22 protein-coding genes are annotated in these 22530 nt (G+C 37.8%); 7 read left to right on the forward strand and 15 right to left on the reverse strand.

All coding sequences use genetic code 11. The features are described 5' to 3' along the window. The first annotated feature begins 280 nt into the window (after positions 1 to 280). Entirely contained in the window at positions 281 to 949 is a 669-nt protein-coding gene (locus tag J4G36_RS09905) for a GntR family transcriptional regulator (protein WP_210469839.1), read from the forward strand. 69 nt (positions 950 to 1018) lie between these two features. Here J4G36_RS09905 and J4G36_RS09910 read toward each other — a convergent pair whose 3' ends face one another. Further along, positions 1019 to 2125 carry an alanine racemase gene (locus J4G36_RS09910; RefSeq protein ID WP_210469840.1) on the reverse strand — a complete coding sequence of 369 codons (1107 nt, stop codon included), beginning with the start codon at positions 2123 to 2125 and terminating at the stop codon, positions 1019 to 1021. 110 nt (positions 2126 to 2235) lie between these two features. On the opposite strand from J4G36_RS09910, the gene J4G36_RS09915 reads away from it, so the two are divergent. Further along, positions 2236 to 2667: a hypothetical protein gene (locus J4G36_RS09915; RefSeq protein ID WP_368668749.1), complete on the forward strand. Its 432-nt coding sequence runs from the start codon at positions 2236 to 2238 to the stop codon at positions 2665 to 2667. Between the two features lie 29 nt (positions 2668 to 2696). Here the strand turns inward: J4G36_RS09915 and nagB are convergent, their stop codons facing one another. The 4 genes from nagB to J4G36_RS09935 form a co-directional block, all read right to left on the reverse strand. Beyond that, complete coding sequence (gene nagB / locus J4G36_RS09920) at positions 2697 to 3428, reverse strand: glucosamine-6-phosphate deaminase (RefSeq protein ID WP_210469841.1); 732 nt, start codon at positions 3426 to 3428, stop codon at positions 2697 to 2699. Positions 3429 to 3430: 2 nt separating this feature from the next. Then, the gene (nagA, locus tag J4G36_RS09925; protein WP_210469842.1) at positions 3431 to 4594 is read right to left on the reverse strand and encodes an N-acetylglucosamine-6-phosphate deacetylase; all 1164 of its coding nucleotides are present in this window, start codon (positions 4592 to 4594) and stop codon (positions 3431 to 3433) included. Positions 4595 to 5367: 773 nt separating this feature from the next. After that, the gene (locus tag J4G36_RS09930; protein ID WP_246880469.1) at positions 5368 to 6114 is read right to left on the reverse strand and encodes a toxin regulator; all 747 of its coding nucleotides are present in this window, start codon (positions 6112 to 6114) and stop codon (positions 5368 to 5370) included. A 192-nt stretch (positions 6115 to 6306) separates the two neighbouring features. Beyond that, a complete protein-coding gene (locus J4G36_RS09935; RefSeq protein WP_210469844.1) occupies positions 6307 to 6789 on the reverse strand; it encodes a hypothetical protein in 483 nt (160 codons plus the stop codon). Positions 6790 to 7172: 383 nt separating this feature from the next. Between J4G36_RS09935 and J4G36_RS09940 the strand changes: the two genes are divergently transcribed. Beyond that, on the forward strand, positions 7173 to 7997 hold the full coding sequence (locus tag J4G36_RS09940) for an aldo/keto reductase (RefSeq protein ID WP_210469845.1): 825 nt from the start codon (positions 7173 to 7175) through the stop codon (positions 7995 to 7997). A 119-nt stretch (positions 7998 to 8116) separates the two neighbouring features. Here the strand turns inward: J4G36_RS09940 and J4G36_RS09945 are convergent, their stop codons facing one another. The 4 genes from J4G36_RS09945 to J4G36_RS09960 all read right to left on the reverse strand — a co-directional run bounded on the left by J4G36_RS09945 (position 8117) and on the right by J4G36_RS09960 (position 12258). Continuing rightward, positions 8117 to 9298, reverse strand: a complete 1182-nt coding sequence (locus J4G36_RS09945) for a NupC/NupG family nucleoside CNT transporter (protein ID WP_210469846.1) — start codon at positions 9296 to 9298, stop codon at positions 8117 to 8119. Positions 9299 to 9412: 114 nt separating this feature from the next. Continuing rightward, positions 9413 to 10333: a pseudouridine-5'-phosphate glycosidase gene (locus J4G36_RS09950; RefSeq protein ID WP_210469847.1), complete on the reverse strand. Its 921-nt coding sequence runs from the start codon at positions 10331 to 10333 to the stop codon at positions 9413 to 9415. Continuing rightward, positions 10330 to 11262: a carbohydrate kinase family protein gene (locus J4G36_RS09955; RefSeq protein WP_246880470.1), complete on the reverse strand. Its 933-nt coding sequence runs from the start codon at positions 11260 to 11262 to the stop codon at positions 10330 to 10332. The genes J4G36_RS09950 and J4G36_RS09955 overlap by 4 nt, the downstream gene beginning before the upstream one ends. Before the next feature lie 105 nt (positions 11263 to 11367). After that, positions 11368 to 12258 carry an EamA family transporter gene (locus tag J4G36_RS09960; RefSeq protein WP_368668770.1) on the reverse strand — a complete coding sequence of 297 codons (891 nt, stop codon included), beginning with the start codon at positions 12256 to 12258 and terminating at the stop codon, positions 11368 to 11370. A gap of 183 nt (positions 12259 to 12441) precedes the next feature. Between J4G36_RS09960 and J4G36_RS09965 the strand changes: the two genes are divergently transcribed. Continuing rightward, positions 12442 to 13533: a carbohydrate kinase gene (locus J4G36_RS09965; RefSeq protein WP_210469850.1), complete on the forward strand. Its 1092-nt coding sequence runs from the start codon at positions 12442 to 12444 to the stop codon at positions 13531 to 13533. 50 nt (positions 13534 to 13583) lie between these two features. Here J4G36_RS09965 and J4G36_RS09970 read toward each other — a convergent pair whose 3' ends face one another. Beyond that, positions 13584 to 14174 (reverse strand): superoxide dismutase family protein, encoded by a 591-nt coding sequence (locus tag J4G36_RS09970; RefSeq protein WP_210469851.1) that lies wholly within the window; start codon positions 14172 to 14174, stop codon positions 13584 to 13586. Between the two features lie 139 nt (positions 14175 to 14313). On the opposite strand from J4G36_RS09970, the gene thpR reads away from it, so the two are divergent. Next, positions 14314 to 14859 (forward strand): RNA 2',3'-cyclic phosphodiesterase, encoded by a 546-nt coding sequence (thpR, locus tag J4G36_RS09975; RefSeq protein ID WP_210469852.1) that lies wholly within the window; start codon positions 14314 to 14316, stop codon positions 14857 to 14859. 32 nt (positions 14860 to 14891) lie between these two features. Here the strand turns inward: thpR and J4G36_RS09980 are convergent, their stop codons facing one another. Then, complete coding sequence (locus J4G36_RS09980; RefSeq protein WP_210469853.1) at positions 14892 to 15716, reverse strand: protein-glutamine gamma-glutamyltransferase; 825 nt, start codon at positions 15714 to 15716, stop codon at positions 14892 to 14894. Between the two features lie 134 nt (positions 15717 to 15850). Here J4G36_RS09980 and J4G36_RS09985 point away from each other — a divergent pair, with 134 nt between their 5' ends. Beyond that, positions 15851 to 16039 (forward strand): hypothetical protein, encoded by a 189-nt coding sequence (locus J4G36_RS09985; protein WP_210469854.1) that lies wholly within the window; start codon positions 15851 to 15853, stop codon positions 16037 to 16039. Between the two features lie 161 nt (positions 16040 to 16200). Further along, complete coding sequence (locus J4G36_RS09990; RefSeq protein ID WP_210469855.1) at positions 16201 to 17121, forward strand: CPBP family intramembrane glutamic endopeptidase; 921 nt, start codon at positions 16201 to 16203, stop codon at positions 17119 to 17121. Positions 17122 to 17193: 72 nt separating this feature from the next. On the opposite strand, the gene J4G36_RS09995 is transcribed toward J4G36_RS09990, so the two are convergent. The 4 genes from J4G36_RS09995 to J4G36_RS10010 all read right to left on the reverse strand — a co-directional run bounded on the left by J4G36_RS09995 (position 17194) and on the right by J4G36_RS10010 (position 22508). Beyond that, the gene (locus J4G36_RS09995; protein WP_210469856.1) at positions 17194 to 17979 is read right to left on the reverse strand and encodes a response regulator transcription factor; all 786 of its coding nucleotides are present in this window, start codon (positions 17977 to 17979) and stop codon (positions 17194 to 17196) included. After that, on the reverse strand, positions 17972 to 19684 hold the full coding sequence (locus J4G36_RS10000) for a sensor histidine kinase (RefSeq protein ID WP_210469857.1): 1713 nt from the start codon (positions 19682 to 19684) through the stop codon (positions 17972 to 17974). The genes J4G36_RS09995 and J4G36_RS10000 overlap by 8 nt, the downstream gene beginning before the upstream one ends. A gap of 66 nt (positions 19685 to 19750) precedes the next feature. Next, on the reverse strand, positions 19751 to 21409 hold the full coding sequence (locus J4G36_RS10005) for an ABC transporter permease (RefSeq protein ID WP_210469858.1): 1659 nt from the start codon (positions 21407 to 21409) through the stop codon (positions 19751 to 19753). Beyond that, a complete protein-coding gene (locus J4G36_RS10010) occupies positions 21399 to 22508 on the reverse strand; it encodes an ABC transporter ATP-binding protein (protein WP_210469859.1) in 1110 nt (369 codons plus the stop codon). The genes J4G36_RS10005 and J4G36_RS10010 overlap by 11 nt, the downstream gene beginning before the upstream one ends. Between the last annotated feature and the right edge of the window lie 22 nt (positions 22509 to 22530).

Here is a 22530-nt window from a genome sequence, read left to right on the forward strand (position 1 = left end):
TACTTTCTCTTATTTACAAGTTTCTTTGTTTATGCTTATTTCTCCAATTAAAATCAATTATTCAAAATGATATCGCTTTCTTTTCAAATTAATAACAAGTGACATGTAACATTTCACATGTTAATGTAAGATTACATTCTTTTGTTTTACACGTCAATACTTTTTTGTAATTTCTTTAATTGTTAAATCATGCTAGAAATATTTAACATCATCTAGCACTTGATTAGGCTGAGACTGTTTGTAAATCAAATTATAAATATAAGTAAAGGAAGTATGAAAAATGGCTAGAATTGAAACTTCACTGTTAACTGAACAGGTTTACACGATTCTGCGCGACAATATTATCGGACGAATATACACACCCGGCGATAAGCTCGACATCCATAAACTAGCGGAAGAATTCGGAGTAAGTCGCTCACCAATTAAAGATGCTATCAACCAGTTAGTACATGAAGGGTTAATCGAAATCATTCCGCGTAAAGGAACCTATGTAACCCAATTAAACTTTACTGAATTTATCGAAGTACTCGAGGCCCGATTAATGATAGAATTATGGGCAGCCGAGAAAGCAATTCAAAACATCAATGATGATGAACTAGAAGAATGGGGCAAAATCGTTGAAAGCATGGATGCATTACTTGACGTGGCCCCCTTTCCTTTTGATAAATACAGCAAGTTAGATATGAAATTCCATAAAACACTTATTGAATGGGCAAACAACAGCAAAATCAAAGATGTATTCTCTTCGTTTAATACACATGTAGACTTATCTCGTATTGTCCATTCTACTTCTTTAGAGAGTACGATTAAAAGACATAAAGATCACTGGAACATGTATGAAGCGATGAAAAACCGAGATTTACCTACCCTTGCAACTACATTAACGTTGCATATTGAAAGTCTGAAAAATGAAGCTGAAGAGCGATGGGATGAAGTGATGACAGATTAAAAAAGCGATAAACTGTCCACTTATAATAAAAATGGAGTCAACCTCATAAATAGGCTGACTCCATTTCTATTATTGCAATTTCCCTCGGCATTCAACGACTAATTCCTCAACCACTTCACCATTGGAAATTAAGTACGCTTTCTCATGCAAATTACAAACGGGACAAATATGATTTGGAATAATCTCGACTTTATCACCGATACTCACTTGATCACGAAATTCTTGATTATAAATAATCGCATGCTCGTCAAAAACATCGGAAATATGGACATTGTCAAAGCTTTTAATGTACCCAAGACCCGCCGTTTTTGTGATACCTATACTTCTTCTCTGCGCGGTAATCCCTTTCGCGCCTACATCCGCGATAACTCTTTCAGTAGTAGGTTTACTGATTATCGTTGTCAGAATCGTCGCTGCACAACGGTCATATGTACCGATGACATTTGCTTGAGACGCGTCCATTAACACATAAGTGCCAGGTCGTATTTCTGTAATGCCATCTGGAATCTCATAGTTTTGCATAAGAGACGGCGTAGAACCAATACTAACCACGTTTGGTTTCATTCCTACTTCTTCTGCAATCGCTGCAAAACGTAAAGTTCGTTCAACACTTCGGGTAAAAATCTCCCTGCATTCATCCAGATTTTCAGCTTTATAGGAATGACCATCATGAGAAAACACACCTTTGAATTCTACATTCCGACTCGCTTGAATTGACGCCAACAATGTACGAAAAGCACTTTCTTCAATTACGCCCGATCGGTTCTCCCCGACTTCGATTTCCACGACGACTTGGGCTTTATTCGCCGCGCCTTCGAAAACAGCTTCGATTTCATTCACATGGTAAGGATCATCGATGCCAAAAGATAGGTTAATTGTTTCGGCCAACTTTCGAATGCGTTCGATTTTAGATTTACCGACGATTTGATTGGCAATGAAAATATCCGTCAATCCGTGGTTCGCCATGACTTCCGCCTCGCCCACTTTTGCGACAGTAATTCCATTTGCACCCAACTCTTCCTGGAGCTTGGCCACCATCGGCATCTTATGCGTCTTTGTGTGCGGTCGTAAATGAACTTTTTCTTCATTCGCATAGTTCTGCATAAACTTCAGATTATCTAACATTACTTCTCTATCGATTAATAGCGCAGGTGTCTCAAGTTCAACGAATTTCATGGCGTAATCTCCTCTATTGTCATATATTCTACTTTAACAATTTTCTGATTAGTGGTCAATGTGTTCTAAATCGAACTTTTTTTGCAAATAATAGTCTTATAAGGAAAGAGGTGTGTATTTTGAAGTTTTTCAAAGGTCTTTTCATTTTAATGCTCCTGATTGGCAGCATCGGATATGGGATTTATTATTTTGGTACCAATAAAATTTCCGAAAACGTCGCGGACTCTGTCTATGGTGAATTAGAAAACACCGGACAATTAGAAGAAATTAAACAGATTGTAAATAATGATCCACAAGTACAGCAGTTTATCGCGGAAGGTAATGTTGGTACGAGTAACCTACCTTATAAAACAAAAGAACAAGCGACAAGAGCCATCATTCAAAAAGTAGGCATCGGCGAACTCCAGAATATGCAAACGAAATATCAAAATGGAATTTCAGCAAATGAAATGAATGATATTCTAAGCAGTTTAGAAGGAAAGTTTACCGCAGAGGAAATGCTCGCTTTAAAAATAATTGCATATGAGGAATTGAATAAGTAAAAAAGAGCCCTTGGGCTCTTTTTTTGTGTTTAAACTTGCGAATAAGCATCCTTATCCACAATAAGCGTAACATCATTATGCGTCCATAAATAGGATGCGGGAAAATCCGGATTTACGTTTTCTTTTGAATCCAATAACGTTTTTATCGCATCAGCTTTACTTTTCCCCGAGGCCATTAAAATAATTTGTTCACTTTTTAAAATTGACTTTATGCCCATCGTTATCGCATGCGTTGGAACTTCATCCAATGAGTCAAAGAATCGCGCATTGTCTTCCCTAGTAGAAGCATTAAGTTCGACAACATGCGTTAGACTTTCAGGATCTGTTCCCGGTTCGTTAAACCCGATATGACCATTTGTTCCGATGCCCAATATCTGCAGACCGACAGGACCAATACTGTCGATTACTTCTTCATAGCGCGCACATTCCTCTTCAGCAGATTCCGGCACGCCATTAGGGATATAGGTTTGATCTAGATTCACATCAACATGTTTGAAAAGCGTCTCATACATGAACGCATTATAGCTTGCTGGATGCGTTTTCTCCAATCCCAGATATTCATCCAGATTAATGGTTTTCACGTTTTCATAAGAAATATTACGTGTTTTATGGCCATCAATTAGATTTTCATATAGTCCAAGCGGCGTTGAACCAGTAGCTAAACCAAGTACCAACTCACCATTTCCCTTAACCTTTTCTTCTACTAATTGTGATGCTTCCTGACTAACCTCATCATAATTTTCAACTACTATTACTTTCATCTTTACTTCCCCCTCGTATATGCGATATTACCACTACAAATTGTCATTTGAACATTCCAGTCACGATCGATAATTGTTAAGTCTGCATCTTTTCCTGATGCGATTACTCCTTTATTGGAAAGTCCAAGCTGTTTTGCTGCATTTGTCGATGTCATGGCAACAAGTTCGGATAATGTACAATCCGTTGCCGCCTTCATATTTTTCGCTGCATTTTCCATCGTCAATATGCTTCCGGCAAGTGTGCCATCAGCTAGTCGTGCATCATTCTCTGTGACCGCGACATCTTGTCCACCCAAATCATACGTACCAGGCGCAAGACCTTTTGCGCGCATCGCATCCGTAATAAGAATAATGCCACTCGCTCCTTTTTGACGGTAAGCAAGTTCAACCGACTTTGGATGACTATGTATAAAATCGACAATTAATTCAACCATCAAAGGCTTTTCCAACAAGGCCGCGCCCACAACACCAGGATCGCGATGATGAAAAGGACTCATCTGGTTATATAAATGCGTCACATGCCGTGCACCCGCCTTAACCGCTTCACTTACTTCTTCATAAGTTGCATCTGTATGCCCCAATGATGCAACCACCTGATTTGCAGTCACCGCTTCAATAAAGGCTAACCCGTGATCCACTTCAGGCGCAATTGTCACAAGTTTAATCCGATTGCCACTCAATTTTTGCCACTGCTCGAATAATGAAATCGAAGGCAACGTAATATGCTCAATCGGTTGTGCACCTGCTCTTTTGGCCGATATGAATGGTCCTTCCAAATGGATACCTAGCATCTCAGCTTGTGTCGCATCGGCATTAAATAGACTTGCATTCTTGAGTGCGTTTTCGATTCCATCTTCCGTCTGCGTCATCGTCGTCGCTAAAAAACTCGTCGTGCCTTCACGAGGAAGCGCACCCGCCAAGCCATTTAAAGCTTCCTGCGTCCCGTCCATTACATCAAAGCCCGATGCACCGTGGATATGTATGTCTATAAAACCCGGGACGAGAATCCATCCTTTATCTTTCGCATCAACGTGAATGTCCGCATCTTTCTTTATAGAAGACGAAACTTCAATGATTTTACCATTATCCAGTAAAACGTCTCCAATAAAGCGCTCTCTTTTTGAATCAGCAATGGTAATATTCGAGATTAATAAAGTCTGCACCATAAATATTCACTCCTAATTTTCAAGCTATTAATCTCTATTAATAGCTTCGACACTATACGCACGAATACCTCTAAGATCTAAAATAAGTTCCTCATTTAACAAAACAAAAATCTGTTTCGTTTTCATTTTAACACATCTCAATGTCTCATTAAACATGATAATAGATGCTTTTTAACCCCTTCTTTCAGCTACGTTCAAGCCGCCGCCTTAACCAATGAAAACCCAAAACAAAACCAACCAACTCGGTACCCAGCCAAATCAGTAACCATCTAATAAAGTGTTTTAAATTGGACAAGTCATCGAATAGTAACAAGAACGAAATAAGCATGATTAGAAAAGCCATCAAGCGACAGTAAAAAATTATCGATTCCGGCATACGACTATAATTTTCCGGGACGTAGTGGATTTCATCTATATCTGAACTATACGAATCCCTCACCTTATCGTTTCCCTGTTCATGCTCGTAATCTTGATCGCTGAAATTGCTTATTCTAATCAACCCCCGGTAGTAAATTTCTCGACACGAAAGTAATTATATATCTGGCTGAGTTAAAGATTTTCGCGGTATTTCTAGTCGCACTTCATTGAACCTCTTCTTCACACTTCCCCCTCTTCTATTTCGAGAATAAGTTATGAACTCCTTCTTTTCTGCATAGCCACAAGGCTACATCAGTACTAATTTTTTCAACTCAAAAACCCACCAACCGATGATTTCGTTTTAGTGGGTTTTGCATGATTTTTTCATTTTATTTAATGGGCTTAATGACCTTTATTTACTGAGCAATTTTAGCCACGTAAACCATCGGGATTGTTATTGTTCCGCCATTGGTAGATTCGTAGGAGAGTAGGCCGCCTGAAATCCCCATAATTGTTATCATATCGTCTTCCAGTATTCTGGATTTCACGATATCTGATTCATAGGCCGCGTAAAGGATTGTGTCATAATTATCATTCACAGCAAGTCGGATTTGTGTTTCGCCATCGCCTTCAATTACTTGAATGACTTTCCCGCGAAACTTAACTTTTTTAAACTCAAAGTCATCTGGTGTCCTTGCAAGCTGATTATATGTGATACCCGTGTCATAACCAATTCTTTCTTCTTCTTCGGCTTTTTTCTTAGCTTCAGCTTCAGCGGCGGCTTCTTTAGCCGCTTTTTCTGCCGCTTTTTTTTCTGCTGCTTTTTTCGCTGCTGCCGCTTTCTTTTTTTCTTCAGCTTTTTTAGCTTCAGCCTTTGCTTTTTCTTCAGCCTTTTTCGCAGCTTCTTTCTTCTCTGCTTCTGCGACTTTCTCTAGTCTTTCCTTCTCTTGAAGGTCAAACCAGGGCTTCGCTTCTTCGACGATTTTATTCAATTTCGCTATTTCCAAATCTCGTTCTTTAACTAAACTTTGTTGTGTTTCGATTTCTATCTGCAATTCACTTTTAGCTCTGGCAGACGAACTTGAAATAGACCCAATAATAATCATGAAAATGATTAATGCGATGCCGCCACCAATAAGTAAAGACTTGTTTTTCTTACTCAATATAACTCCCCCAAAATCTATGTAAAACATCTACCCATTCAGACTACAACGCATTTCAAAAGTCCCACGAGCAATATTTCCTTTATAATCATATAGCACCATAAAGGATTAAGCAATTGACATTTAAAAATAAATAACCACCCATAAAGGGCGGTTATTTATTAGGATATCATTTTATTCAGTTCAAATGAATTACTCACGAATTAACATATTCATTTCTAGTTTCAATCCACTCTCAACTTCTGTTTTGAATATCTCTAGCCACTGCATAATGATTGGTGAAATAAGAGATTCATCATTCTGATTGAATGTGATTCCTGAATCTTTCAGTAACCCTACTAATTTGCGCACAGACACACGCCACGCAATTACCTTAAATTTAAAATTAAGCCACTGCAGCAAAATTTTCTTCCACTCATTGGCAGGTCCATTAATTTGAGATTCGCCCATGATCGGAGTGCTCAACATTTTCTCTTTGAATTCTTTGTATCTTTCAGAAGTTAAAAATACCGTTAACGGCTTTATTGGTTGACCTGTTTTAGGGTTAATACCGGTTTTCTTAACTTTTTCTACAACATGGATGGCTAGCGGTCCATCCATAAACTGATTTTGTTCAAGATCAACTTTCAGCATCTCATTATCTTTATCTTTGTCAGAAATTAGCTGCAGTTCCATCTTCTCATCTCCCACTTCCACTATGGTTTTATCTATTTTTCTCTCTCTCTAATGCAAGGATTCAGTTACCTTCGATACAAACTAAATATGCTTATACATCCCACTATACGCTCAACAATTAAGTACCAATTGCAACTTTTCCATAAGTCTATTGTATCAGTAATATATAGAGTTCACAATAATAATAATAACCACGTGGCACAAAAGGACTAAATTCGACAAAAAAACTGCAATTTTGTCGGGACTCTACACCTAAAATGATTGAGACTTGGAAATTCATAATTAAAAATTTTCGAAACACTACAACTCCGACCACCATAAAATTCAATTTTCTAAAATCCTATGCTAGACTAGTAGATATAGTATAGAAAGGATGCGATTTTATGCAAATCATTACATTAAACAATGGCATTGAGATTCCTCAGCTTGGGTTCGGCGTGTGGAAAATTCCCGACGACGAGGCTGAGAACGCGGTAGGACAGGCAATAAACGCTGGTTACCGTTTAATTGATACCGCTAAAATTTACAGAAATGAAGTCGGTGTTGGAAAAGCGCTTGCCACAACTAATGTGCCGCGCGAGGATTTATTCATCACGACGAAGCTTTGGAATGCGGATCAGGGCTATGAAAGTACATTAGAAGCATTCGATGAAAGCCTGGAAAAACTGGGTCTTGATTACGTGGATCGTTATTTAATCCATTGGCCAACCCCAGCTTTTGATCAATACGTAGAAACCTATAAAGCATTGGAAACAATATATAAAGAAGGCCGCGCAAAAGCGATTGGTGTTTGTAACTTCGACATCGAACATTTGCAGCGGATTCTCACCGAATGTGAAGTTGTACCAGCTGTCAACCAGGTGGAATGCCACCCGTATTTACAACAAAAAGAACTGAAAGAATTTTGTAAAGAACACGGCATTGTGCTTGAGGCATATAGTCCATTAATGAACGGCACCAAAGTATTACAAGATCCAGTCATTCAAGAAATCGCAAATCAACACAGTAAAACACCAGCACAGGTTATCCTACGCTGGCATCTTCAAGAAGAAATCATTGCCATTCCAAAAACAGTAACACCATCACGAATGGACGAAAATATTGATGTATTTGACTTTGAGTTGAGTCATGCAGACTTAGATAAAATTGCTGCACTAGACCGCAACGAGCACCATAATGCGATTCCTAGTGAAATGAATAACAGATAAATGATTTGATAACTACCTAGGGTAACCAAGGAATAAAGCCGTCCTAACCATGGACGGCTTTTTGCATTTTAATATAAAAAAGTGCAGAGGAACGCCCTCCACACTTTTCTTAACTAACCTCACATCATAATCCCCATAATCGTTCCTGATATAACAGAAGCCAACGTAGCCCCTAACAGCAGCTTTAAAGCGAACTTTGACACATGATTCCCTTGTTTTTCACTAATCGATTTAATGGACCCTGCAACAATACCGACAGTACCAAAGTTTGCAAAGCTAACCAAGTAGACCGATACAATCGCAACGGTTTTATCAGACAGCGTCTCTGATAGATCACCAAAACTTAACATGGCCACAAACTCATTCGTAACAAGTTTGGTAGCCATAATGCCACCTGCTTGTACAGCTTCTCCCCATGGAATGCCCATTAAAAATGCAATTGGTGCAAAAACAAAACCAATAACCGTTTGGAATGAAACATCGAACACACCTAAGAAAATCACATTAACCAATTCCATCAAAGCAATAAATCCTAAGAGCATAGCCGCTACTGTAACAACCAGCTTAAAACCGTCCATTACACTATCTCCAACCATTTGGAAGAAAGGAACTCGTTCATCTTTTTCGACTTCGATTAAATCCTCATCTTCCTCTAAATCATAAGGATTAATAATATTTGCTATGATTAGCGCACTAAAAATATTCAATACCACTGCCGTTACAACGAATTTGGGTTCTAACATTGTCATGTAAGCCCCAAGCATTGCCATACTTACCGCACTCATCGCAGACGTACAAATTGTGTAAAGTCTTTTCGGCGATAGGAGTGGAATTTGCTTGAGAACGGTTAAAAACACTTCAGGTTGTCCAAGCACAGCAGTCGATACCGCAAAATAACTTTCAAGCCTGCCCATTCCAGTTATTTTACTTAAAGCTAAACCTATGTATCTAATGATCAATGGTAGTACTTTAATATAATTTAAAATGCCAATTAAGACTGACAAGAAAACGAGCGGTAATAAGGCTACAAAAATAAATGACATTTCACCTTCATTTACCAGACCGCCAAATACAAATTGAATTCCCGTGTCAGCTATCTCTAATAGCTTTTCAAAGAATTTACCAATACTCGTTATGATATTCAAGCCTACGCTTGTATTCATCATCAAGTAAACTAAGACGACTTGTACAGCTAGCATAATCAGAATACGTTTATATTTGATTTCTTTTCTATTATTACTAACTAGATATCCGACCATAAAAACAAGGAGAATCCCTGTTAGTAAAAAGATGAATTTCATGTGTAGAGGCTCCCCTTCAACTGATAGCGCTTTCAATCTTCACAAATACGAATTGTTTTCCATTTGACTAACTTTTATCAATATGGAAAACAATCGTATAGGTGTTTAGTTGTATTATGCTTTCGTTTTTTCGTTTAAGCTAACTGCGATTTGCGCGCCAACTTTAGCGTTATGTTTTACTAACTCGATATTTACATCAAGGCTCTTACCTTCTGTTAAGTCTTTGACTTTCCCAAGTAAGAACGGCGTGCTGTCTTTACCGACAATATTATTTTCTTCTGCTTCTTTAATCGCTTGGTCAATAATTCCATTGATGAAATCCTCGTCCATTGCATGTTCTTCAGGAATTGGGTTAGCGATTACGACGCCGCCTTTAAGGTTTAATTCCCACTTCGTTTTCAAAGTTTCAGCAATGACATCGATTGAATCAGTGGAGAAGTTTAGTTTGTGCTCACTGCTTCTTGTGTAGAATGCTGGTAGGTATTCTGTTTCATAACCGATTACAGGAACGCCTTTTGTCTCTAGGTATTCTAGTGTAAGTGGCAGATCCAGGATTGATTTCGCACCTGCACAGATAACTGCAACGTCAGTTTGAGCCAGTTCTTCTAGGTCAGCTGAAATATCCATTGTCGTTTCAGCACCACGGTGAACACCGCCAATACCGCCTGTTACAAATGTTTGGATGCCAGCCATTTCAGCACAGATCATTGTTGTTGCAACTGTTGTTGCGCCTAATTGTTTTGAAGCGACAACTTGTGCCAAGTCGCGACGTGATACTTTAGCCACGCCTGAGCTATTTCCGAATAACTCAAGTTCATCAGATGTTAAACCGATTTTAATCTTCCCGTCGATAATTGCGATTGTTGCTGGAACTGCGCCGTTATCGCGAATGATTTGTTCAACTTCACGCGCCATTTTCACGTTTTGTGGGTAAGGCATGCCGTGTGAAATGATTGTTGATTCCAAAGCGACGATTGCTTTACCTGCTGCTTGTGCGTCTTTTACCTCTTGTGCTAATTCGATGTAGTTTTTCATTTTATAATTTCCTCCATATCTAATTTAAATTGCTTTTGTGATAATTCTTGTCTCACTGTATGCTCGGATAAGATTGTTTTGTGGGAATTCACCAAGCCGGATTGAATGATGTAGTCAAGTTCTTTATTTTGCAACCAGGAATAAATAACGCCTGAACAAAACGAATCTCCTGCACCTGTAACATCCACGACCGCCTTTGTTTCGATAGCTGGGAAGAAACGAATGCCGTTCTCTTCGCTACCCACAACGACACCTTTTGATCCGTTCGTTACAATAACATTTTTAACACCCAACGCTAACCATTTCTCGACTGAATGTTTCCAGTCCTGTTCATTATCAAGTGTGATATCCATGAACGTTTCTGTTTCGTCTTTATTGACGATGAGCCAGCTTACCGCATTTAAATCTGTTGGAAGCCTTTCCATCTTTGGTGAAGAAACAGGAATGATGATCAATGGAATGTTATTTTCTGAAGCGAATGAACAAAGGTAATTGATTGTTTCACCAGGACAATTTAAATCGACAACAATACTTTTTGCTGTTTTCAGCAGTTCGCTGTTTTTATTCAACAACGCGGGTGTTATCTCTTTGAAAATATCCATGTCGGCTAACGCAATCGACAAATCGCCATTTTTGTCTAACACTGCTGTATACGATCCTGTTGAAGAATTTTCAATTTCAGCAACATGATCTAAATTCATATAGGGAGATGATGCGTCGTGGATCTCATTCCACTCGGAATCACTACCTCTTACTGAAATAAATGCAACTTCTTCTCCTAGCCTACCTAGATTTTCGGCAATATTTCTGGCCACCCCTCCGACTGTTCGAGAGGATGTCACTGGATTAGACGTGCCATTAATTATTTTATGTTTTGCATAATATTTTCGGTCTACGTTAGCACCGCCTATGCAAATTATCGGTTTCATAGTACTAGCGATTTTTTTACACCCCCTCCCGCGCGAAACAAAAGTTTTACTCTTAAACATATGTTTATTATAACGACAAAGATATTGTATGTCAAACGTTTATTTTTAGACTTTATTTTTAACTGATAGCGTATTTCTATTTTGCAGCGTCGGTAATGTTATCCCAATAATGATGATTACTATACCTATTATTTGCAAAGCAGTTACTGTTTCGCTGAGTAAAATGACAGATACCATCACGGCAATCGGCAATTCAAATGCACCCAATATGGATGACATGCCTAATCCAACTTTAGGCACGGCAATCGTAAATAGATATACCGGAATAATCATCCCGAATAACCCCAATGCCAACCCATACATCCACAAGCCTTCTCCGAATAAAGTGCCGTTCCAAATAATTTCTGGTGACTGGAAAACGAACGTCGTCATAAATGCGAAAAACGAAACCAATAGTAATCGATTCGAAAGATTCATGCTTGCAGTCGGCTTGCCATTCACAAATAAAAATAGTGAGAAACAAATCGCCGCCGCGAATCCCCATAACCAACCTTGTACCGGAATTTGAGACAAATCTACATCGATCAAACCTGCTGCTGGGATTGTGCCTGCAAACAAGACAATCAAAGAAATAAATTCAATTCGACTAGGAAGTTGACGTTTTGCGATGCAAGAAATTACCATGCCGATCCATGTAAATTGAAATAAAAGAACAACAGCCAATGACGCGGGTAAATAGATTAATGAACGACCATAAACGATATTTGTCATTGCCGTTAATATGCCCGCTAAAATAAGAATGCCAAAGCCTTTAAAACTTAACTTCGTTCTATTTGTGAGAATGAAAATGAGCGCTGCTAAACAAAAGCCGATAAAAAATTGACTTGTAATTGCTTCAGATGCTGAAAAGCCACCAAGCATAGCAAGTTTAATAATTGTCGAAACCAAACCATAACTACTAGCCGCGATAACGACTAATAAGGGATAAAACCAAATTCTCATTAAAATTTCCTCCTAATTGAAGCCTGTTTACCAAGTGGTGACAATGGTGTATGATTTTTCTATACTTGAATATAAATTATTGACAAAGTCTAGACTTTCCATTTACAGTGCAATTAAGTATAGAAAACTTTTGTCTATAATGCAAACATTTGTTTAACTAGAAGTGAGGTGACTCTATTGAATAAAGAAAAACAGATTTTACACCATATCAAAATAAATCCGTTCATTTCACAACAAGAATTATCAGCCAAGGTGGGTTTATCGCGCTCAGCGGTTGCGAATTATATTGGGAATTTGACAAAACGCGGTGAAATTAAAGGGCGAGCCTATATTCTTCAAGAAGAATCGTCAATCGTATGCATTGGTGGTGCAAACACGGACCGAAAAGCGCGATCAGAACAAACTGTGCGGTTATATTCATCGAATCCGGTCAAAACGACCGAAGTTTGCGGGGGTGTCGCACGTAACTTCGCCGAAAATTTAAGCAGACTCGGCTATAACACTTCACTTATGAGCGCTATTGGCGATGATAAAGAAGGTGACTGGTTGTTAGAGGAAACGAAAAGTCACGGGGTTGATGTTAGCCAAGTTTGGATTCTTCAGACTGAACGAACGGGGACTTATACGACGTTATTGGACGAAAACGGCGAAACGGTTGTCGCCATGGCCGACATGAACATTTACGAAAAGATTACCATTCCGATGATTGAAGAAAAGTGGTCCTATATCGTTGCCTCTAAAGCCGTTTTTATAGATACCAATATTTCCGAGGAGTGCATAGATTACGTGATTACTCGCTGCAGAGATGAAGATATTCCTTTGTACATTGATCCGATTTCTTCAGCCAAAGCAAAAAAACTCCCCCACCGTCTTGAAGGTGTGGAAGTGCTGATGCTAAGCCAAGAAGAAGCTGAAGTGCTCGGTGGTGTAAAAATCGACTCAAGCGAGGATTGTGCAACTGCCGCCGATGAAATCCGAGCGCGCGGTGTTCAAAAAGTGATTATTTTACTTGCTGATCAAGGGGTTTATTATTCATCCCAGGCTGAATCTGGACATCTAGCTCCTTTCAAAACTAAGGTTGTCGATGTCACAGGTGCTAGCGATGCATTCTCTGCTTGTGCAATCTACGGACTCTTGCACGAAGAATCGTTATTGACCGCCTGCCAACTTGGGCTCGCCGGCTCTGCGTTAACTTTACAAACCGAGGAATCCGTGTCGATTCATTTGCGGCCAGAGAAGATTTATGAAATCGTGAAGGAATACACGTGAAATTAAAAGGGAAGTCGACAAAGTTTTAACTTGTCGGCTTCCTTTATTGTTTATTGAATTACACCACAAACAATTCGATCCCCTGAATCGCCAGATGGTTGTGTTTTTCCATCGTCTGCTCCAGCATGAATCACTAACGCAGTTCCGCCTTCTTTTAATAGTGAATTTGCTTCTCCCATTTTCAACGTAACGTGTTCAGCAACAAATTCCTCTTCCACTTTACCGTCTTTTCCAACCTCTAGATTCGGTAAGTCACCGGCATGTGGACCCTTTTCAGTTTCTAAACCATGTTCTGATTCTGTCGGGTTAAAATGTCCACCTGCTGATTCAAAATCAGGCTCTTCGCACTTCCCTGCTTCATGAAAATGAAAACCGTGCGGACCTTCAGGCAAGTTCTCCGCTTTCACATTTACAAGCACACCATTCTCTTCTTCAGTCAATTCTACCGTACCTACTGACTCTTCATTCGCATCGATTAAATCGACCTTAACCGCTTCAATTTCATCCGTTTCTTCAGTTTCCGAAGGTTCGGTTGCGGCTTCATCGTTTTCCTTTGCAGGCTCATCTTTCTTCTCATCACCACATGCGGCTAGCGCTAAAACTAACCCCATCGCAGCAATTAGCAAAAACCATTTTTTCATTTTACCACGCTCCTCTTTATGTATTTACTCGTATATGCCACCAGTGAATCTTTTTAAACTTAAATGGCGCTGATTCATACCTTAGGTTTAGGTTTGAAAATTGGGTTACACTAAAAGTCATACAGAGGAGGAACAAATTATGTCCGGACACTACTTTATTGGCATAAAAAGCCCTACGAATCTTGAACATATAATGGACGCTTACAGAACCAAATATCGTTTGGATGATGCTTACAAAGTAATTCCACATCCAGACGATTTACATGTGACGTTATCATTTATTGGCGCCATGAATAAAAAATCACTGCCCTCTTTGATAGAAAGTCTGAGGATGATTACCAATAAAACACCCGTATTTAACATGCATATTGATGGATTATCCTATTTCGGTTCTCCTTCTGGCCCACGTGTTGTCTATTTATCAATTAAGGAAAACAAAGTGTTAACGACATTGCAAAAAGAAATCGAGGAAACCGTTGCTACCCAGTTGGATCGACCCGCTTCCGATCGATTTATCCCGCATATCACGATTGCCAAAAAACGGAAGACGAAAGATGGGCTCTTTATTCCAAAGGAAAAGTTGGAATCCATTAAACTTCCAGTATCTTCTTTCGCGTTGTTTACAATCCATCCAAGAAAATCTCCCAAATACGAAGCGGTTGAAACTTTTTTAATGATACAGTAAAAAACGGAAACGCTAATTTATGCGCTTCCATTTTAAATGAACAAATATTGATCAAATGAAATTGAACTATCATTATGATGTGCGACGAGTGATGGATATTTAGGAATTGAATAGACTTGTCGCGCGACTAAAATATCCGACAATGGTTTAAATGCCGGTCTGGCAACTATATTCGTCAAATAGGCTGATTGAGTGCTCTCTCGCTTTCTACTTTTATTCAAAATGCGAATCATTTCTTCGTCTGTTTGGATCCCGACACCATGACCAAAAAACGTTCCATCCCCCAGATCGACAGCATTTTCCCCTCTCCACTGAGGTTTTACGGGATCGAAATCGGGATTATTAAAATAGACGACATCTCCGGGAATAAAGTCACGAGTATAGTAAGCTTTTAAGCCGAGGTCAGTATCTGCATGCCAACTGTATAAGTAAATGTCCTGAAATAATTGATTGAATACGTCATCGCCAATCAGGTTGAGCGCGGCGTGATAAAAGATTATCACCATTGCTGTTGCACATTCGAATGCATATTCCGAGCTGGTTAAATAGATATCCCGAATCGCTTCAGATGGTTTTACACCGCGGCGTAACTGGAATCCACCAACACTAGTCAAAATCCAGTATTGAGAATTGCAACGTGAACGTTTAAATACTGCAAACTTTGCACTGCTTTCATTCATAGCTCTGGCACGATCTATGATGTTTTTCCTAAACTTTAGTTCGAATGATAATTCGGCTAGCGATTGGTAGGCGTAAGCAGTTGGATTTTCAGTTAATCGGCTGAGGATTATTCGTTCAACACTATCCGTTGGTTGCAGGTCGCTTTGTCGAAAGGGTTCACCAGCTATTCGGATCATACTACACCTCTTTTCAGGTTTCGTGTTAATCCATCATATTCGAGTGAGGTTGGGATGTGTGTTTATTAAATTGTTGCCAGTTAAGAATAAAACCTTCTAATTTGTACACATTAAACTGTAGGAGGTGACGCCGTATGAATAATAAAAACAACAAAAAGACAATGAATGAAAGAACTCATAATAGTTTCGAGGTTTACAAAAATAATTTAAACAGCAACAGCAATAACCAAAAAAATGAGTCTAATGAGGAGTTTTCTGCGGATTTTGATTCTGAATCAAGGGATAAAAATAGGAAACAGCGATCTGGTGAAGATAAAAAATAGTTGGCATTTGAAAGGTGAGAACCATAATATGGGTTCTCGCCTTTTGTTTTACAAGAATCTAGTGTATTATCAGAATAGTATTAACTACTGTTCTAAAAAGTATTATCACCGACTATGATAATCTTGCACGACTCTATTGATATGTATTTGGGGGGGATTAGATGTTTAAAAATGAATCGGGTCAAATTCGTGCTGGTTGGCTAGTTTTGCTAGCTTTTACAGCTTTAATAATTGTTCAACAGTTATTTGCACTTCCGGGTGCTATCCTATTAATCTTCACAGAAGCACCTTCACTTATTAATGGAGAAACGGGTACCCCGGACATAATGGCTGCTTTAGATACGCACCCTTGGATTTTCTTATTGGTGCAAGGCGGTGGATCAGTAGGCGCAATACTCATCACATACTTGTTATGGCGTTTTATTAACAAGGGAACTATAAAACAATTAGGTTTTAGAGGTTCTGTAAAAGATTTATGGTTCGGACTTTTTCTTGGGGCGATTTCAATAACCGTGATTTTCATTGTGTTGTTGGCGACCGGGAATGTGACGCTTATGAATCCATTGTCGAGTCCTCAATTCTCGGTGTACACGATTAGTTTTCTCATTTTGTTCATTCTTGTTGGTTTTTCGGAGGAGATGTTCTTTAGGGGTTATGTCATGTCCACACTGGCGAGCAGGGGGAATAAAAAGTGGGTAATCTATGTAGCATCTGCTTTGATTTTCAGCATTGCGCATGGATTGAATCCCAATGTGAGTATGCTAGGATTGACCAATATCGCGGTCGTCGGTGTTTTATTCGCGTATATGTTTTATGCGACAAATAGTCTTTGGTTGCCGATTGGTTATCATATTACTTGGAACTATTTTCAAGGAAATGTTTTTGGATTCGCGGTGAGCGGGACGGCGCCGAATGGTATTTATAGCGTAGAAACAATTGCAGGACGTGATTGGTTGACGGGCGGCGCGTTTGGTTTAGAAGGCGGATTAATGGCGACGTTGCTAATTTTGGTAGGGTTTGTTGCTACTAGGGGTTATTGTAGGTGGCGGGGTTATGAACATGAGGAAAATACCTTAAACTAATTCAAAAGGGCTTCTTGGAAAACCAGCTTTTACTGGTTACCAAAGAAGCCCATTTTCTATGCTATTTGTAACCTAATTCTTATAGTAATTGACAAAATCACTTGGGAGTGCATTAGTATATCTCTTGAAAACTTTGATGAAATATCTATAATCACTAAATCCAACATCAAGGGCCACCGTCGAAATCTTTTCTTGTCCTATACTAATAATTTCAATAGCTCTTTGAATACGATACCGATTTAATAATTCGTTAAAAGTATAGGTTGTACTTTCCTTTATCTTATTGTTTATGTATGTCGCACTCATTTCAAGCTCATTTATTAAATCATCCATACTGATTTTCTGTGAATAGTTATCTTGGATATAATCAATAATTTGCTTTATATGGGATTGTTTATTATTTATTTCATTTAAGAGACTTAAGTTCAAAACACTAAAGTTATCCATTGCTTCGCTGTTTTCTTGCAGGATCTGATATTGCTTTTTTAATAGGACGGTTTCTTTCGCTCTTTCAACCGCTTCAATTAACTCTTTATGATGGACTGGCTTCAATAAATAATCAGTTACACTGAATTCAATGCCCTTTTTGGCATAGGTAAAGTCTTCATAACCTGAGAGAATAATTGTACTAAATGAATACTTCCAATCGTTCTCCTCAAGTAGTTCAATACCTGTTTTTAATGGCATATTTATATCAAGCAACACGATATCAGGTTTTAACTGCTCGATTTTCTCTAGTCCTTCCACGCCATTTGAGGCTTCACCTGCAACGACACAGTCGTAGCTTAGCCAATCAATCATATATTTCAAACCTTCACGTATCATATCTTCATCTTCAATAATCAAGACTTTATACATCGTTATCGGCTCCTTTGCTATATGGTATTTTGACGTTTACTTTTGTAAAAGCATTGTCGATGCTTTCAATTGTTAAGCCATATTCTTCACCGTATTGCAAAATCACTCTTCGATGACTATTTTCAAGCCCAATCCCACTATCTCCGGTTCTTTGTACTTTATCATAAAGTTTAACTCTAATTTCAGTAAGCTTTTCCTGGTCGATTCCTCCGCCATTGTCCTCAACTGTAAACGATACATAATCTCCAATAACTACTCCACGTATTGTAATTTGAAGATGAGTTTGTCTTCTATATCCATAATTTATTGCATTTTCAATAATTGGCTGCAGGAGTAATTTTGGAACATATATTTTCTTTACTTCAGGCTCAACCTCGATTGTATATTCTAGACGATCTTTAAATCTAAATTTATGCAACTTTAGATAGTCCAGAATATAATCTAAATCTTTTTCAAATGGCACATTGTTTTCATCATTGTTTATGCTATACCTTAATAACCGTGAGATAGAAAAGATGATTTCTTGTGCTTGTTCTATATTTACAAACATCGTATACCTTAATGTCTCCAACACATTAAAAATGAAGTGTGGATTAAATTGGCTTTGCAACATTTTTATTTCATTTTTCCTTCTAATCTCGGATAACTCTTTATTTTTTAAGTTCAATTCATTTAATCGGTCTAACATCGAATTATATCGATTTGCTAGAACTTCAAATTCATCACCAGTAGTTATTTTCACATAGGATTTCATGTCACCCGTCTCCAGACGAGAAACCGCTGTAAAGAGCTTGTCAATAGATTCCACATTCTTAGCAGACATTTTTTCTGCTAAGCTTCTCAATAGAAAAAATAACAACCCGCACACCACTAAAATGAAAATTATATAAAGTATAATTATTAAACTTCCATACTTAACATTTTTCAAAGTGTAAATCGTGAAAACCTTATTCGCTGTTACAATTTCATTCATAAAATAGCGCTCATTCATGATTTTCACTTCTGAGTTTCCGGTTTTTTCAGGAATAAACTTGTTCATAAGCCCTTTTACAATGCTATTAGTCGAAACAATAATTTGATCATACTTGTCAGTGACAACAACAATATCCGCTTTTTCACCGAAGATTAATCTCTGCAAATCTTTTTCAAAAAGTTGGAAAACCAAATATCCTAAGATTTGGTCTTCACGTTTAATGGCTTTTCCAATAGTAAAGACCGTAGTTTTCCCGTGACTATATTGAGTTTGTCTAGCATCTATTAAAATTTCATCTAGATTCCGTTCTATGCTTGGAATTATTTCATTAATAATCTCATTATCTAATTCTTTTTTTGAGGTTGTAGTGGAAGCTAGTATAACATCCCGGTTATCGACTAGATGAAAAACACTTTTAACTTCTTGGCGATTATTAAAATTATAAAACTCCTCATATACCATATGATTATTTCGTTTTGTTCTTAGATTAGTAATAACGGTATCTAACTCCGACATTCGATTGATTTCTTCGATATATGTATTATAAACAGCCATTATTCCGGATTCCACATTCTTTGCCGACTTATTCGCATCGTGTACAATTTTTATTTTGAAAACAAAAATGGTAAACAAACAAAATAAAATCATAACTACAAAAATAGGGATGACAGTATACTTCAAAAAAAGAAATCTTGTCGCTTCTTTAAAACTTCTCTTTTTCTTTCTGAGCATACAGTCACCCCCTCTTTTGTCATTCACTATAATTATACTATAGTTTGTTAGGAGATTATTTAGTTTTCAAATAGCAACTTCTTTTTTCCCTGTTAATTTAAAGAATAGAAGTAATGAAAAAACCGTAATAACCATTAATATCGTCGATAATGCTGCTGCAATTCCGTAGTTGCCTCTAATAACTTCCGTATAAATAGCTACAGTCATCGTTTTCGTTCGACCTGTGTATAAAATAATTGAGGTACTTAACTCACTTATTATCGTCACCCAACTTAGAATCGCACCTGAAATTACGCCGGGCAACATCATAGGCAATGTAATTTTAATAAACGTTTTCATTTTTGATGCTCCCAAGCTTGCCGCCGCTTCTTCCACACTTGGGCTAATTTGGTGAACAATTGCGGCACTTGAGCGAATCGTGTAAGGTAGCCGCCGTATGACAAATGAGATAATCATAATTGCCGCTGTACCACTTAACATTAATGGTTTGCTATTAAATGCAAGCAACAATGCAATACCCATTACAGATCCTGGAACAATATAAGGAACCATCGATATAATATCCAATCCATTCGAAGCGGCATTTCTCTTTCTAACCGTGACATAACCGATAAGAACTGCGATAATAACAACAAAAACCATAGCGATTAAGCCAAGCATAAATGTATTATAAATTGCATCGCCTACACGACTAAAAGCCATTCTAAAGCTATCCAATGAATAACCTTTAACAAAAATACGTCCCGATGTTTTCAAGAATGCTGTATAGACAACATATAGTTGCGGTAAAAAGGCCAATGCTAGAAACCCGTATACATATAAATGTCCTAATATATTTCTCCAACCTTTTTCTTGTTTCTCCCTGATAGGGTGTAAACTACTCATTGAAAAGGATTGTTTATTGGAAATGAACTTTTGAATCAAGAAAACTGTTAATGCGATGACGATTACAATAACACTTATTGCGGCAGCAAATCCATCATTTCCACCCATTTCACTGATGAACTCATTAAAAATTAGCACGGGTAACGTTTGGAACCCTTCACCAATTAACATTGGTGTACCAAAGTCTGCTAACGCTCTCATGAAAACCATTAGTGCTCCTGCTAGTAATGTTGGTATAATCAAGGGCATTACCACTTTCATGATTTTTTTAATGCCAGTATACCCCATACTTTGGGCTGCCTCTAATAGTGAATTATCGATGCTTTTAAAAGCACCCATTAAAAACATATAAACTAAGGGCGTCAATTGCAATGTTAGAACAACTAAAATCCCAGTGAAACCATAAATATCCGGAGTATTAATCCGGAAAATATCGCTCATAAAATTCGTTACAACACCATTTCTTCCTAAAAGTAAAATCCATGAATACGCACCAATGAATGGTGGAGCCATTGAAGAAATTAGAATAATAATTTGTAAATATATTTTTCCTTTCATTTTAAACGTAGTCATAATGTACGCGAGCGGCGTAGCGATAAGAACAGATGCAATTGTTACAGCTATCGTGACTTTAAAACTATTAAAAAGAGCACCATAATAATATTTCTTCCCGAAAAATTTATAAAAATATTCTAGTGAAAAGTTTCCCGCTTCATCAACTGTAAAGCTCTGTCTCAAAAGAGCAAACAAAGGAAAAACTAGAAGAAGGGCATACAATACAATTATTCCTAATGTGATGTACGACCACATGTCTCTTCTCTTAGTCCAATTAGAAACCATTCGTAACACCCTCTATAAGGTTAATTTCACTATCAAAATCAAATATATTGATCTTCTCTTTTTTAACACGAAGCCTTACCATCGTTCCGGGCTCAATCGTTTCTCCAATTTGAGCTTCTTGGATCACTTCTACTTTTTCACCGTTATTTAATTGAACAAAGTAATGATTGTTTAAGCCTAGAAATACATGATCTAGCACTTTTGCTTCAATACCTTCTGGATTATCTTTATCAATCATAAATTCCTCTGGACGAATGGACAGTTTAACTCTGGATGTGTTATTCGCTTTTGGTAATGTTAGGTTGAATACCTCAAATGAATAATTTTTATCCAAGTGTAGTATATATTTGTCGTTTTCAATCTTAATGTCTCTTTCAAGAACGTTCGTTCTCCCGATGAAACTTGCGACAAAGATATTTACTGGTCGTTGATAAATCATTTGCGGCGATCCTATTTGTTGGATTACGCCTAAATTCATAACCGCAATTCGGTCAGAAACAGCCATGGCCTCTTCCTGGTCATGTGTCACATATACAGTTGTAATGCCTACTTTTCGCTGTATTTCTTTTATGGCATTACGCATATCTACCCGTAATTTTGCATCTAAGTTTGATAGTGGTTCATCCATTAGTAGAACGCTTGGTTCAATTACAATTGCACGTGCCAAGGCTACCCTTTGTTGCTGGCCACCTGATAAGTTTTCTGGTAAACGATTTTCAAATTGTTTTATTTGGACGACCTCTAATATATCTGAAACTCTTTTTTCAATTTCCTCTTTTGATATTTTTCGATTACCAAGTCCAAAACCAACATTTTTCTTAACAGTCAAATGTGGGAAAATCGCGTAGTTTTGAAAAACCATCCCAATATTTCGATGTTGTGGAGGGATACCGTTAATGATTTTATCACCAAAAGCAATTTCTCCACCTTCAATACTATTAAATCCGGCAACCATCCTTAACAAAGTTGTTTTACCACACCCAGAAGGGCCAAGCAAGGTGAAAAATTCACCCTGCTTGATGTCAAAAGATAGCCCAGGAATGACTGTAACATCATCGTATTTTTTCACTACATTATTAAAATTAATTGAAACACTCATCGATATCCCTCTTTTTAATTAC

This window comes from Sporosarcina sp. 6E9 (assembly GCF_017921835.1).
Lineage (GTDB): Bacteria > Bacillota > Bacilli > Bacillales_A > Planococcaceae > Sporosarcina.